Genomic DNA, 13,544 nt, shown 5'->3' on the forward strand with positions numbered 1-13,544 from the left:
TGCGTCGGGCGACCATATCAAGAACATAGTCGATAAACGCTATAAGTGCAACCTGACTGCGGAAGAGGATTGTGCCAGATTGGCGTGTAAGCGCAGAGGGGAGCTTTCGCCGGGCGCACCATTTGCGCGAACGGGCAAGCATGATCAAAGCGGTTCTTGATGCAGACGTCCTTTACGCGCTACCATTGCGAGATACGTTGTTGTCGGTCGCCGCCGAGGGATGCTTCATCCCCTTGTGGAGCGACAAGATACTCGACGAAGCGATCACCAACTTGCTCGCGGACGGCCGATTGTCGCCCGCTAGCGCTACCTCACTACGCAAGGCGCTCGATATGCATTTTTCCGACGCGCTGGTCGACGATTATCGGCCGCTGATCCCGAAGATGCGCAATCATCCCAAGGATCGCCATGTTGCTGCTTGCGCCGCCGCTGCCGAAGCGGATTTCATCGTCATCGGCAACCTCAAGGATTTCCAGCATCTTCCCGACGGCATCGAGGCAATCCATCCTGATGCCTTCCTGTGCCGGCTGTTTGAGGAGAGGCCCGACGAGGTCCGCGCAGCGCTTGACGCGCAGTCCGCCAGGCTGCGCAATCCGCCAATCGATGTCGCCGCGATCGTGGCGTTGCTCGCGCCAGTGACGCCAGGTTTTGTTGCGCGCTGGCAAGCGGTAGCGCGCGCGTGAGCGACGGAGCAACGCCAACACCAATCGATATCGGGGCGCTCGACGTGCGCACTCCTAAGCGAAATGCCCGAGAAGAGTCCGGCTGGCATGGTTTCTTTCCGTACTATGCTGGTTATCCGCACAGCTTTGCGGACGCACTGATCGAAAGCGCCGCTCTTCCCGAAGGCGCTACGATCCTCGATCCCTGGAACGGCAGCGGCACCACTACTTATAGCACGGCCGAGCATGGCTTTCGCGCAGAAGGCTGGGACGTAAACCCGGTCATGGTGATCATCGCGCGAGCACGTCTCCTTCCTCTGAGCGAAGCCGACATGCTTGGCCCGTTGGCTCGCGACACGGTCGGTAGGGTGCGCGCCGATCAACGCCGACTGCTCGATGGCGATCCGCTATTGTCTTGGTTCGAGCGGCCGGTGGCCGCGCTGATCCGGGGCGTCGAAATCCGCATTCGCGAACAGCTCGTCGGCGCGACCACCTTCAGCGACGATGGCGCACATGTCGAACGGATGTCCGCGATCGCCGCCACGTTCTATGTCGCCCTGTTCTCGGTATGCCGGGACCTCGTCACTAGGTTCCAGGCCACCAACCCGACTTGGCTGCGCAAGCCCAAAGCCGGCGAGACGTTAGTTAGCTGCGACCGCGAGACATTGCTCGGCGCATTCATCGCTGCGATTGATCTGATGGCATCGTCGCTAGAAGCTCGCACTCAGGCCATCGGACCGATGCGCCCGATCCGCACCAGTCTCGCCGTCGTCGATACGGCGCTTGCCAAGCCAGCTGCGAACTCGATTGATCTGATCCTGTCTTCGCCGCCTTATTGCACCCGCATCGACTATTCAGCGGCTACGCGAATCGAGCTCGCCATTCTCTACCCGCGGCTCCGGCTGTCGATGGAAGCGCTGGGCCGAACCATGATCGGCTCGACCCGCGTGCCGAAAACCGAACTCGGTCCTCGTGAAACCTGGGGCGATACCTGCCTCGACTTCCTGGTCCAGCTCAAACAGCATCCGTCCAAGGCGTCGGACGGCTACTATTACAAGACCCATCTCGACTATTTCGACAAGATGGCGCGCTCGCTGGAAGCGCTGGCGCCAGCACTTAGACCAGGCGCCGCTGCAGTTCTCGTCGTGCAGGATTCCTTCTACAAGGAAATCCATAATGATCTGCCCACGATTATTGGTGAAATGGGCGTGGCAGCGGGACTGACGCTTGCTCGTCGGGTGGATTTCGCGAGCGCGCGCTCGATGTCCGGCATTAATCCCTATACCCGCATCTACAAGCGCAAGGGCGGTGCGCTTGAAGCGGTGCTGTGTTTTCAGAAACCCGGGTGAGGCATGGTCAAGCGTGGGATTGCATGGAAAAGCATGGAAGTATATATGGCCATGTATGACGCGCTCCAAGGATCAGATTGCTACACGGTTGGCCAAAGTGGTGGCCGAGCAGCGTATGTTGCTCGAATCCTTCGATTTGGCATTGGCGGACGGGTCGCTCGGCGACCATCGCGACCTGGACGCAAAGATAGAGCGACTCGGTGCTGAACGGCGCCGCTTGACCGCGGAATTGCGGTTTGTGGAGACCCACGGCGATGTGGTTCACAGTCCGCGTACACGCGGCGGGGGCCGAGTTGTTCGGGAACAGGTGCTCGACACGCTCGATGAGATCGGCGTGCCGGCACCGCCTGCGCTGATTAGCGAACTCGCCTTTGCTACGACCGGCGCCGACATTGGTGCATCGCGGTTCTCGAGCCTGCGGCGCGACGAAGAGCGCGCCGCGCGCCGGGACCCGGCCGCACGCCCGGCATGGATCGCGCCGGCGCTCAACGTCACCACGCTGACCGCGATGCCCCGCTTGTTGACCAGTTCGGCCTGGCCGATCGAGCGTCGACTAATAGGCGCGCGCAGCCTGAGAACAGGCCATCTGCGCACCACGCTTGCGCTACTCGATCGCACCGGCCATCTCGCTACCACCAATCCCGTCCGCGCAGCGGCGGTCGAAGCGATCATGCTGCGGCTTGCTCGCGGCGTGCCCGGCGCCGTGGAATCCAGCAAGCCGGCCGATCCGGCGCGCATCCGCGCGGCCGTCGAGAGCGAATTGCAACTCATCGAACAAGAAGATCTGAGCGAACGCCTTGCCGCGGCGGCGAGGTTGCGCGGCTATCGCGAACAACAGCAGCTCTGGGGCTTACCTGCAGTCATCGAGGGTGAAGCGCGGCAGGGAGCGGCGGGATGAACCAGGTTGCGCGCGTCGCCAAGCTGCGCGGAACGCAGCCGGTTCAGGAGCTGGGCTCGCGAGGCATCGAGCGCGTCGCGCGCAACCCCGATTGTCTTCGCCTCAAAGCACTGACGATCGCGGGCGTCAGCCCTGCCAAGGCGGCGCAGGACATTCTCCATCGCGATGATGCCGATGCGCAATCGCCGTTCGCTCTGGTGCTCGACCAGAAGTTCGATCGACATGTCCTGCAAAACGGCGCTGCCAACCTGTTCTCTCTCTATGTCGACAAGGGCCATCTTGAAGCGGCTGAGTCCAAGATCGTCTCAATCGCGGATTTTGCGCCCGGCACCAGCTTCGCCCAGTGCCGTCGCCGCGAAACCGAGACGCGCCGCCTCCTCGCGCTCAAGCTCGCGCGCGACCCCGCAGCGCCCAATCTGATCATTCAGCCGCGGTTGCAGCTCGACTATGGCGGCGTTCCCCACCCCATCGAGCTCGACTATCTGGTCGCCCGCGACGACGAGCCCTTCTACCGCGTCGGCGTTCTCAAATCCTACGCCGATCGCGGCGGCAAGACCGACTCGGCTGACTTGCGCGCGGCCTGCCGGCAGGCCGCTGTCGGCGTTGCTGCGCTTCGCCAGTTCTTGGCGGCCGGGGGTGCAGATCGCATGATCGCCGCGGCACGCTGCGACTTGATCCTCAAGGTCACAGGCTTCTTCCTGCCAACTCTGCAGCGCATGGCAATCTTAGGCGAAGTCGACTCGATCGAACGCGCGTTGGCCGACGCGCCAGCCAGTCTTGTAGAGATTGAGGCGCTGGTCCCAAGCTGGGGAACACTCAGCGATCCGGCGATCCTGGTCTCCATCCCGAGCCGCTACCACAGCAACTGCCGCGAACATTGTGCCTTGTGGACGCATTGCCGTGAACAGGCGCTCGCCGCCAGCAGTCCGGCGCTGCTGGGCGAGCACGCCAGTGAATATCTGGCACCGGCAGGATCGATCGTCCGCGCGATCGAGCTGATGAAGAACGCACCTGGAATCAGGCCGCGGACCGAAGCGGAGGCGATCGTCCAGGCCGAACTCGCCCGCGCCTACCAGACGTTGAGCGAGGTCGCCAATGGCTGAGGTGCTGGATCTAGTCGCGCGGCTGGCTGCCTTCGATCAGCAGCGGGCAATCCGGCACGCGTCGCACCGGCAGGTCGTGATGCAGTCGCATGCCCTGATCATCTGCCCCCTAACGATGGCGGGCGAAGATACCGCGGTGCACGCGCTCGCGATTGGCGGGATTAACCAGCCACCCGAGATTTGCGTGGTCGGCGATCCGCGTCAGCGCGACGAGCAATATGTGCTGATCGCTTGGCTTGGCGAACGGATCGAGCGCTATTTCAGCGACTGCCGTGCGCGCGGCGATTTCCCACAATTTTGGGTATCGTCGAGCGCCGCGGCGGGTCATCTCGACATTCTCGCCGATCGCCTGCGCTTCACACGCGACAATCCGCCCATCAAGCGGGTCGGCGAGCTGCTGACCTATGCGACCGAGCGCATGCCCTATGCCGGGCAGCAGGCATTGATGACGGCGACCGGCGCGCTCGCAACGCTGTTCGCGACCGGACAGCATCAGGGGGACGATGAGCATCTTGGCGTTTTCCTGACCTGGCTCGCACCGCCACCGGGCCTCAGCCTTCAAAATGCCATCGTACAGGCCGAGCGCGAGGTGATGGGCGTCAAGACCGATCCCGAATTCGACCGGCTCAGTCTCCAGCCGCTCGTCAGCGCTTATGATGCCGCCAAGAAGTCGGGCGGGTCGCCGCAGGAGTTGCAGTTCCGGTATCAGCAGATCGTTGGCGCCCTGAGCCCGGTAGTCACGCGGATTTATAATGCGGTCCAGCACGCGCTGCGCTGGCTCGACCAGCCGATTCCGGAGGCCCCGGTTCTTGGAGAATTGCGGCGCCAGGAGGCCAACGCTTTCGCCAGCTTCATGCTTGGTCGGGATGCCGGCGTTGCCCTGCCTTATCGCGACGGCCCCAAGGCTGCTGCATTCAAGATGGTCGAGCGCGAACATGCGCTGCAATCGCTCGCGGCCGATCAACCCTATGGCGACCGCATGGCTGCGGCCCGGGCGCGCTGGACCGGTCGCCTGATCGCCGGAAGTGTCATCGGCGGCGCCTCTGTCCGCGAGGGCAAGAAAACGGTCCACCGCCTCATCATCGCGTCGGACCAAGTTAACCTTCATCTTCGGCCTCGAGACCAGCTCGTCCTTACACGGGATCCACGCCTACTTATGGTGGTGGAAGATGTCCGGATCGCATCCGATGGCACTCACCTGCATGTGCGGATCAAGAAGGGACACCAGGCGGTCGGTGTCCCCCCCACCGGGGCGCCGGTCGAACTGGGCGTGGATCGCGCCAGCTGGGACATGCTGATCCGCAAGCGCGGACGCATGGCCGAGCGCCTGACGACGCTGCCCTGGACCCATACGGAGGGACCGGTCCCGACGGTGCAGCCGCTCGCGATACCATCGGACCTTCAGGCCGCGATCGAGGCGCTGCGGTGACGGCTCTACCGATCACTGCGGGAGACCGCGCGTCATCGGCGATCGAGGCGGTGCTCGCCACGCAATGGCGTCGTGTTCCGGCGTTCGTGCTCGATTCGCCGCCCGGCGCGGGCAAAACTGGAATCGTCGAACGGCTCGCGGTGCAGGGTTTTGCCAGGCTGAATGAGCGGGTAATGATCGTGACGCTTACCAACGAGCAAGCATTCGACATCGCGCGCCGTCTTGCCGTCGGTTTTCCGCGAATCCCAATCCATATGGTGGTAAGCAAGCAGCTTGAACTGCCCGGCGATGTCGCCGATCTGCCCTCGCTGACGTTGGTCGATAGCGCGAGCGCCCTCCCGACCGGCCCGATTATTGTGATCGGGAACGCCGCGAAATGGTCATGGTTCGACCAGCATGAGGTGTTGGCCGATGTTCAGATCATCGACGAGGCATATCAGCTTCCCGACTATCAGTTCCTCCAAATCGCCGGCCTTGCCCATCGCCACGCGCTGATCGGGGATCCGGGGCAGATCGCACCGGTCATCCAGACCGAGCTCGAACGCTGGCGCTGCGATCCAGCTGGCCCGCATGTGCCGGCGCCGGATGCGCTGATCGCCCGGCATCCGGCGACCCTGCGATTGGCGTTGCCGGTCAGCCGCAGGCTGGTCCAGGACACCGTTTCGTTCATCCAGCCGGCATTCTATCCCGAGCTTGCGTTCGAGGCGCTCACGCCGGTTCGTCCGATGGGCTATGCGGTGCCCGGCATCATGCCGACCGACATTCCGCTGGATGCTCCTACATACGGGCAAAGCCTGACGATGATCGAATTGCCCGCCATGATGGCCGGCGATGTGGATCGTGCGATGGCCGGAACCATGGTCGCGACGGTCCGCCGCGTGCTCCAGCGGCAGGCCTTTCTGATCGAGCCGGACGGCAAGCGCCGGCCAGTCACGCCGCAGATGATCGGTGTGGCCTGCGCGCAGGTCGCGCAGGTCGCGGCTGTGCGCGAGCGGCTATGGCCCGATCTGTCGGACGTGCTCGTCGAAACCGCCAATCGGTTCCAGGGGCTCGAACGCCCGCTTATGTTTGTCCAGCATCCGCTGTCGGGCAGAGCCGATGCCACCGCCTTCCATCTCGACACCGGACGCCTCTGCGTGATGTTGTCTCGCCATTCGGTCGCATGCTGGATCTTCGGGCGCGAAGGAATCGCCAGTCAGCTGCGGCGCTACGCGCCCGTTGGCGATCGCGCGCTTGGCATTGACACTGATCCCGAATTCACTGGCTGGCGCGCCAATGAGAATCTCCTCGACCAACTCGCCGGGCGAAACAGAATTCATGCGGTGCCAGCCGAACTTAGATAGCCGCTAGTCTCCGTTGATTTCCGGCTACCGACCGGCCTCGCCTGGACTGCTAGCTGATCTCATCGTCCGCATCATGCGGTCAGACTATGGATGCATCTGAGCGGCCTAGATACGTCGCCGACCTCCAGTTCGATCGCGGTTCCCATCAGGCGGCTGGCTCCTGCGAGGCGGGACGGCCCACTTCATCTCGCCAGTGTCAGGATCGCGCCAAGCATTGAACCCGGAGAGGTAATCATTCCCGACTATTTCAAAAATGCGGGCGATCTCGCTTGTCGTGATGAAGCTGAGACGGGTTTTCTTGTCACGGTCGCTGGTGAAGAAAACGCCGTGCCCATCATCATCATGTCCAGATAATACGAAGATGAAGCTGTGAACCATCTGATGGGCAACGTAGAGAACATCACGCTGCTCGGAGCGACCACCGTCCAGATCATACAGCTCCCAGAATTCGCCGCGATTATACCAGTCAACCAGTGGCTGCCCCGTCCGCTTGGGGTAACACTTTAGGGAGACCTGCAAATCGCGGGTCTCCGGGCTGACCTTCCCCGTCGCTTCGAGCAATTTGCGAACGGTATAGAAGCCAATGAAAATCTCCCGCTCAATCCGGGCGAACTGCGCGTCCGTGATGTTCTCTTCATCCATGTATTTTCGGATGAAATTGGCACCAGTCAGGAGTGGCCGTTTCCAGTAATAGCTTTCTGTTATCATGCCCGAGCAATAGCAAGGGACTGTGCAGGTGTCAGCGGCTGCCCGCGGAACGCGATGCAGCGCCAAAGAGGTCTATCGGGAGTGGCAGAGATCGAGGCGCGTGTTGCCAGTCATCCGTACTCGGCGAACGTCAGCTGTTCCGGTACCTGGTATTCAAAGCGGTCGGTCTGCAAACGGCCACACGTTGTTATTGCAAGGGGTGATTGGTCGAATGAATGTCAGCGGCCAAAATCTCCGATCAGCGAAAACGGCGCCCAGGCGCTCGGGTGCGACCAGCTCTTCAGATAGGGGTCGTCGCGCGCGTCGTTCCGAATCTCGCGTTCGACCCGCTGCAGCGCTTCGGCACGCGACAATCCTGGGTCATCGCGCAAGATTTCGAAAAGGCGCACGGTGAGCACGGCCGCGACATCGTCGCGAACCGGCCAGTGCGAAGCGAGCAGGCTCTCGGATCCTGCAAAGAAGAAGGCCCGAGCAAGGCCGGACAGGCCGGGTGCTCCCGCGCGGCCATCCCCGGCGGCGGTGTTGCAGGCGGACAGGATGACCCACCCGGCGCCGACGCGCAGTGCGGCCACTTCGCTTGCGGTCAGTAGCCCGTCGTCGGTGGGGCTCGCAGCGGCGGGCGGCGTAAAGACGAGCCCCGGTTCGCCGATATCGCCGACCTCTCCTGCGACGAGACCGTGGGTCGCCAGGAACAACACCGAGGCGGATGCAAGGTCAGCGGTCTTCAGGTTGGACTCGGTCGCCGCGCGCGCCAGGAACAGCCTCGTCCTGGCAGGACCGACGAGCGCCTCCATCGCCTTCAGTTCCTTCTCGGTCCCGGGGAGCCGCGCCAACCGTCGCAGCGCCGCGGGATCGGCGAGTTGAATCTCGCCGCTCGACGCACGCCAGATGTTGCTTGCGAGCGGCATATCCCCTCCGCGTGCCGCGCGGGTCCGGCCTTCGACACCGCGCTTCGCGGCATTTCCTTCGAGCAGGGGGTCGCCGAAGCCGATCATGCTGAATCCGGCGCCAGGATGATTTGGGCCCGAAACTGCCCTGAGAAGCTGAAGCGACTGCGGCGACGGGAGCTGGACGATCGCCGCCTTGTCAGCAAACCAGGATGTCGCGCGCAATACGGCCGGGTCTCCGTCGGCGCCCACCGGCTTTTCGGTAACGAGGATGCCCAAAGGCAGCGAGGAAATCGAGCCCGTCGCCGAGGTGAAAAGATGTCTCTTGCCGACGAGCGCCGGGCTCACCGGCGCGATCAATTCTTCGTAGAGGCGGAAGGCCGTGCCGCGATCGAAAGGGAAGTCGCCTTCGCCCTCGGCGGACCAGCGCTCATCTTCATCGGGCGTCACATCGATATTCGCGCCAACGTCCCAGAGCAGGCGGCGGACATGACCAGCAAGCTCCGCTTCGGTCATGGCGGACCGGTGCCAGCTGATGCCCTCGCGCGTCACGACCAGGCTATGCGTGCCGCGCGAGGTAGGCACGATCATCACAAAGGCTTCGTCGGCGGCCAGCAGCGCCTTGGCCGATGGCTCGTCCAGAAGCTGGGGCTTCACCAGCTCGAAATAACCCGGTGTCGCGGCCGCCAGCCGGGTGTCGATCGCCTCAAGCGCCTCGTTGGCTTTAGTTATCTCCTGCCAGAGCGCCCGGTCGGCTTCGCTGCCGGCTTTCGTGCTTTCGCTCCTCGCAAAGAGTAGCCCGAGTTCAGCGGCCTTGGCATCGCGCTCGGCGGCAAGCTCGCCGGCTCCCGACGCGGCGGCAGCGCGCGTCGCCGCCGAGCGCGCCAGCGCGCGCGACGTTCTGCCTGCCATGATGTCCTGGAAAATGAGGAGGGCGTCGGCCTTGGCGGATGGGCTGTTCCGGTCTGCTTCCCAAAGCACGTCGGCGTAGAGGCGCGACCATTCGGCAAAGGTCTCTTCGCCGGTATGGGTCGACGGATCCCTCTCGGCGAGCTCCACCATCTGCTCGTCGAGCACGCCGACCCCGAAGCCTCGCCGATATGCGAGGGAAGAGGCTGCGGCGATACGCGCCGACCCCAGGGCCGATGCCGCGTCGCCGCTCTCGAGCGCGAGTTTTGCATGCGCGGCAGCCGCCATGCCGAGCGCCTTGCCCTCGACCGTGCGGCCCCGCGGCACCGTGCGTTCGGCTGCGTCGGTCAGGGTGGCGCCCCCTTGCCACGCGCCAAGGACGTCGGCCAATATCTTCGCGGCCTCCGGACGTCGACCGTCTTCCGCGAGCGAGTGAGCGAGCGCGCGCACGGCATACAGCGTGTCGCTTGAGCGATCGCCCTGCAGCTTCCGGCGAATATTGAGGGCCCGCGCGCGAAGCGCCGCATCTTCCGCCCAGCGCTTTTCCGAATAAAATTCGAATGCGAGGAGTTGGAGGGCATCGGCATAGGCGACACTGTCTTTGCCATGATATCCGGCGATTATCTCGGCACGTTCAGTGAGCAGGGCGATGCGCCCGGCCATGTCGCTATAGGAGAGGGCCTTCTGGCGTCGCTTGACGTCCGCCATGCGCTTGTCGAAGTCGGCTTTGCGGGTTTCATCCTGTGCTTGAGGCAATTGCCCTTTGGCAGGTGGTACAGAGGCGAGGCTCATCACGCAGGCGATAGCCGCGAGCCGTCCGAACAATTTTCCCATCACCATCCCCCCCCCGCTGGCCTGCTTTCAGCTAGCGGCTGATAGCCGGGGCGGCAATGCCGCGACCGCACATTGGGGGGCATCAATCTTATCCAGGAGTTTCACACGATAGATGCAATTGTTCCTCGCAGATTTCGCAGAAGCTCGCTCTATTCAAACACTTGCGCGGGGGTTATCCTAGCCACTCGGCCTATACCGAGGTAGCGGGGGCTTGGCCGACGTACCCGGAGGTGGTTGGTCGTCCGATGCTGCGGGTGCATCAACGTGATCGCAATGGTGTCAGCTTAGATCAGTGCATTGGGAACAAGCTGTAGCTACTCACCGGTCAACGACTTGGTCTGCTCGACGTCAATGCGAACCAAGACGAACAGCGGACACAGGGCGACGTCCATAGATACATTGTTGGAGCGGGGCAGGGGGAATCTTGCGCCGCTGCTTTTTGGTGTCGGCTAATATCCGTAATAGGCTGATCGGTTGCTGGAGGGCGGGCTAGTGGCGCTGAACGGTTTGCCTGCCAAAATGACGGTTTCCATCAGACTTCTTAAGCTACCAGATTGGCAGTATCTGATTCCGAAACGGACCTAGACTGCCGTGAATATTGTTTCACTTTGGGTCACATTGGCATCTGCCTAGCAATGGGGGGGAACAATGGGACACGAAACAGTAGGACGCGGTTTCCAAACCGGTGCCGAGCCGGACCATACCGAACGGCTCGATCGTATGCAGGACGAGATTGCGCGGATTGGTCGGATGCTGGCGGACTTGACACGTGAGAGGCCGTCACGAAGCGCCGCATTCCCGGATCTCGACCCACGGCCCGCGGAGTACCTGCCGCCGCCTCCGGCTCCAGCGCGCGACCTTCAACTCGCCCCGCGCAGCTTCGAACCGGACCCGCGCACAGTCCAGCGTCAGCGCGCGAAGGCAGTACGCCGAATGATCCGCGAACGGCGCCTGCGTGAGCAGTTTTTTCCGGCAGACCTCTTCGCCGATCCCGCTTGGGACATGTTGCTCGACCTGTATGCCTCGCAATTGGAGCGCAGGCCGGTCTCGGTTTCAAGCCTTTGCATTGCCGCCGCGGTTCCTGCCACGACGGCGCTGCGCTGGATCAAGACAATGACGGATGCCGGGCTGTTCTCGCGCGAGCCCGATCTGAACGACGGTCGCCGTATCTTCATTGACCTTGCGCAAAGCGCTTACGAAGGGATGGAGGAGTATTTCGAGGCACTGGAGGAATAATCTCGCCGCGTCTTTCATTTCGCGCGCGCCGGGGTAATGCGGCCATGTGGCCATTATCCCTGCGCTGACCTTGTTCGTTTGCACCCCTGTTGCTGTCTATGACGGCGACGGCCCGATTTGGTGCGCGGAGGGGCCGAAGATACGGCTCGCCGGGATTGCAGCTCGCGAGATGGACGGCACCTGCCGCGACAACCAGCCATGTCCTGCGGTCAGTGCCGAGCGATCGAGGGACCATCTCGTATCGCTGGTAGGCAAGCGCACGGGCGCGCTGCCGACTGGGCACGTCAAGGTCACCGGCCCCGCTTTGAAATGCGCATCCACCGGCAGCGCTGGCGGTGACCGCACGGGCGCGTGGTGCGTGTCGCCAAAGTTCGGCGATCTCAGTTGCGCGATGGTTCGCGCCGGTATGGCGCTGCGGTGGGACAAGTTCTGGAAGCATCATAAGTGTCGCTGAATCGACTCGGTTAGGTTTTCATGTCATTTTGCCTTCGGGGGGATGACATGAGGATATTGTTTCTATCGTTCGCGGTGTGCGTCGCTTCGGTGCCAATCGCTGTAATGGCCCATCCTGGTGGGCTCGCTGCCGATGGATGTCACAACGATCGCAAGAATGGTGGGCGCCATTGCCACCGCGCGCCGGCGCAATCCTCAAGCTCGAGCAGCAAACCTCAGCGGCTGGTCGGTGAGGGACGGTCGTTTGCGAACTGCGCCGCGGCACGCGCTGCTGGAGCGGCGCCCGTGCGTCGCGGTGATCCTGGATATGGTGGTCATCTAGATCGCGACGGCGACGGCATTGGCTGTGAATAGGCGCAGAGACACTCCTGGGTCCAAATGGAAAGAACGCGCCTTGATCGCCGAGATGTGGGTGGTTGGCGTAGTGGTTGCTGGTTCGACAATTGCCAGCTTGGTGTCCGCTATCCGATGGCTAGCTGGCTGGTGGTCGCATTTCTCTGACTAGGCTTTATTGTTCCCATCCGCGACATAGTTTGATATGTCCCCGCGTCCTCAAAGAGCCCAGCGGGCCGGAGGCTTCATCGGGGAAGGGGTCGCATGGACAACGCTTCGAAGAATGCGGACGATATACGCGCGGTGCGAGATCGCCTACGCGCCGAACTGGATGTGCTGGACCGCCTAGGTCAAAACCTCGCCGCAAATGCCCTGAGCCACGCGATCGACCTGCTCAATGACGGGCGTGGCGCGATTGGTTCCGACGCTTCTCTGACGGACGAGCCTAGCCCTTAAGCGCTCTGGCTCCTGATTGCCGCCAGCCGGTCGAAATACCTGTCCATCGCAAGCCGGGCACCTTCGGTCAGTTCTACGAAAATGCGTCGGCGGTCTGTCTGATCGCATGTCCGCTTGAACAGCTCCGCATCTTCCATCGTGTCGATCCATCGATGCGCTGTCGTTGTCGGCACACAGGAGGCAAGGCACAGGCTGCATATGCTTACGTCGGATTTTCGATAGTGCGCCCTGTAGAGGTCGAGCAACATGTCCCAAGCGGGCTCCGCAAAGAGATTCGACGGCAGGAACCGGTCTCGTAGACGACGCTCCTTGTACATTCGGGCTGCCTCGGCGGCTCGCCCCTCGTCAAATGAGATAGGAACTGAAGGGTCGGTCTCATCCGGCTTGCTCGGATCATCGCTAGCCATGGCGTTCAACATCTCAGCAAGCCTTCGCACCTCAAGGCGGATGGCTTCCATTTGAGTGTCTTTTCTCGGTTCCTGGCCGTCGTCGCTGGCTTCCTCGCGGTCCTTTTCTATCGGCATTGCATCCCCCTGCGGCTATTGTTTTAAGGGTTCATGTCGGATTCCGATGCAAGTTTCCTCCACATTAAGCATCAAATTGGCAGCGATTGCAATTGGCGGTCTTACGTTTCAGCCTCGTTTGCTGTAATCCGGCGCCATACCACTATTAAATCATTGTTTTTCAATAGCGCAGATGCCTGCGACCTATGCCTTAGCAACCTAACAATTTTTTAGGTGCTGAATCGCAACTTTTACACCTCGAGAATGTAGCGAGGGCCTCAAATCGACGTGGGGCCTTCGATGCACTCCGATTTTCCCCTTCCGACTAGGTCGCCAAATCCCGTGACATGCTGTTAAGCTGTCGCTCCCAGAATGCACAACCAGACCCGAATGGGCGGTTCAGAAGATGGCATGCTTGATCGTCCGCTTCTCCCGATGGGA

At 62.3% G+C, this 13,544-nt stretch carries 13 protein-coding genes; 10 read left to right on the forward strand and 3 right to left on the reverse strand.

Annotation, left to right across the window (positions count from 1 at the left end; genetic code table 11):
- Positions 1–140 precede the first annotated feature (140 nt).
- Genes BWQ93_RS02145 through BWQ93_RS02170 form a run of 6 tightly spaced genes read left to right on the forward strand, consistent with a single transcriptional unit; the run spans position 141 to position 6,784 of the window.
- Positions 141–683, forward strand: coding sequence for a PIN domain-containing protein (locus BWQ93_RS02145; RefSeq protein WP_077029083.1), 543 nt, complete (start codon positions 141–143; stop codon positions 681–683).
- Positions 680–2,011, forward strand: a complete 1,332-nt coding sequence (locus BWQ93_RS02150; protein WP_156878096.1) for a hypothetical protein — start codon at positions 680–682, stop codon at positions 2,009–2,011. The genes BWQ93_RS02145 and BWQ93_RS02150 overlap by 4 nt, the downstream gene beginning before the upstream one ends.
- 55 nt (positions 2,012–2,066) lie before the next feature.
- Positions 2,067–2,909, forward strand: coding sequence for a hypothetical protein (locus BWQ93_RS02155; RefSeq protein WP_156878097.1), 843 nt, complete (start codon positions 2,067–2,069; stop codon positions 2,907–2,909).
- Positions 2,906–4,012, forward strand: a complete 1,107-nt coding sequence (locus tag BWQ93_RS02160; protein WP_077029086.1) for a hypothetical protein — start codon at positions 2,906–2,908, stop codon at positions 4,010–4,012. Before BWQ93_RS02155 ends, BWQ93_RS02160 begins: the two co-directional genes overlap by 4 nt.
- Positions 4,005–5,441 carry a hypothetical protein gene (locus BWQ93_RS02165; RefSeq protein WP_077029087.1) on the forward strand — a complete coding sequence of 479 codons (1,437 nt, stop codon included), beginning with the start codon at positions 4,005–4,007 and terminating at the stop codon, positions 5,439–5,441. The genes BWQ93_RS02160 and BWQ93_RS02165 overlap by 8 nt, the downstream gene beginning before the upstream one ends.
- Positions 5,438–6,784, forward strand: coding sequence for an ATP-binding protein (locus BWQ93_RS02170; protein WP_077029088.1), 1,347 nt, complete (start codon positions 5,438–5,440; stop codon positions 6,782–6,784). The genes BWQ93_RS02165 and BWQ93_RS02170 overlap by 4 nt, the downstream gene beginning before the upstream one ends.
- A 105-nt stretch (positions 6,785–6,889) precedes the next feature.
- Here the strand turns inward: BWQ93_RS02170 and BWQ93_RS02175 are convergent, their stop codons facing one another.
- Positions 6,890–7,492, reverse strand: coding sequence for a hypothetical protein (locus BWQ93_RS02175; protein ID WP_198040451.1), 603 nt, complete (start codon positions 7,490–7,492; stop codon positions 6,890–6,892).
- Between the two features lie 218 nt (positions 7,493–7,710).
- On the reverse strand, positions 7,711–10,122 hold the full coding sequence (locus BWQ93_RS02180; protein ID WP_198040452.1) for a CHAT domain-containing protein: 2,412 nt from the start codon (positions 10,120–10,122) through the stop codon (positions 7,711–7,713).
- 648 nt (positions 10,123–10,770) lie between these two features.
- On the opposite strand from BWQ93_RS02180, the gene BWQ93_RS02185 reads away from it, so the two are divergent.
- The 4 genes from BWQ93_RS02185 to BWQ93_RS02200 all read left to right on the forward strand — a co-directional run bounded on the left by BWQ93_RS02185 (position 10,771) and on the right by BWQ93_RS02200 (position 12,600).
- A complete protein-coding gene (locus BWQ93_RS02185) occupies positions 10,771–11,358 on the forward strand; it encodes a hypothetical protein (RefSeq protein WP_077029091.1) in 588 nt (195 codons plus the stop codon).
- A 46-nt stretch (positions 11,359–11,404) separates the two neighbouring features.
- Complete coding sequence (locus BWQ93_RS02190) at positions 11,405–11,812, forward strand: thermonuclease family protein (protein WP_077029092.1); 408 nt, start codon at positions 11,405–11,407, stop codon at positions 11,810–11,812.
- A gap of 104 nt (positions 11,813–11,916) precedes the next feature.
- Entirely contained in the window at positions 11,917–12,165 is a 249-nt protein-coding gene (locus tag BWQ93_RS02195) for an excalibur calcium-binding domain-containing protein (RefSeq protein WP_083721106.1), read from the forward strand.
- 243 nt (positions 12,166–12,408) lie between these two features.
- Positions 12,409–12,600, forward strand: a complete 192-nt coding sequence (locus tag BWQ93_RS02200) for a hypothetical protein (RefSeq protein ID WP_077029094.1) — start codon at positions 12,409–12,411, stop codon at positions 12,598–12,600.
- Here the strand turns inward: BWQ93_RS02200 and BWQ93_RS02205 are convergent.
- Positions 12,597–13,124 carry a MarR family transcriptional regulator gene (locus BWQ93_RS02205; protein WP_077029095.1) on the reverse strand — a complete coding sequence of 176 codons (528 nt, stop codon included), beginning with the start codon at positions 13,122–13,124 and terminating at the stop codon, positions 12,597–12,599. The genes BWQ93_RS02200 and BWQ93_RS02205 overlap by 4 nt on opposite strands.
- Positions 13,125–13,544 lie beyond the last annotated feature (420 nt).

Source organism: Sphingopyxis sp. QXT-31, from assembly GCF_001984035.1.
Lineage (GTDB): Bacteria > Pseudomonadota > Alphaproteobacteria > Sphingomonadales > Sphingomonadaceae > Sphingopyxis.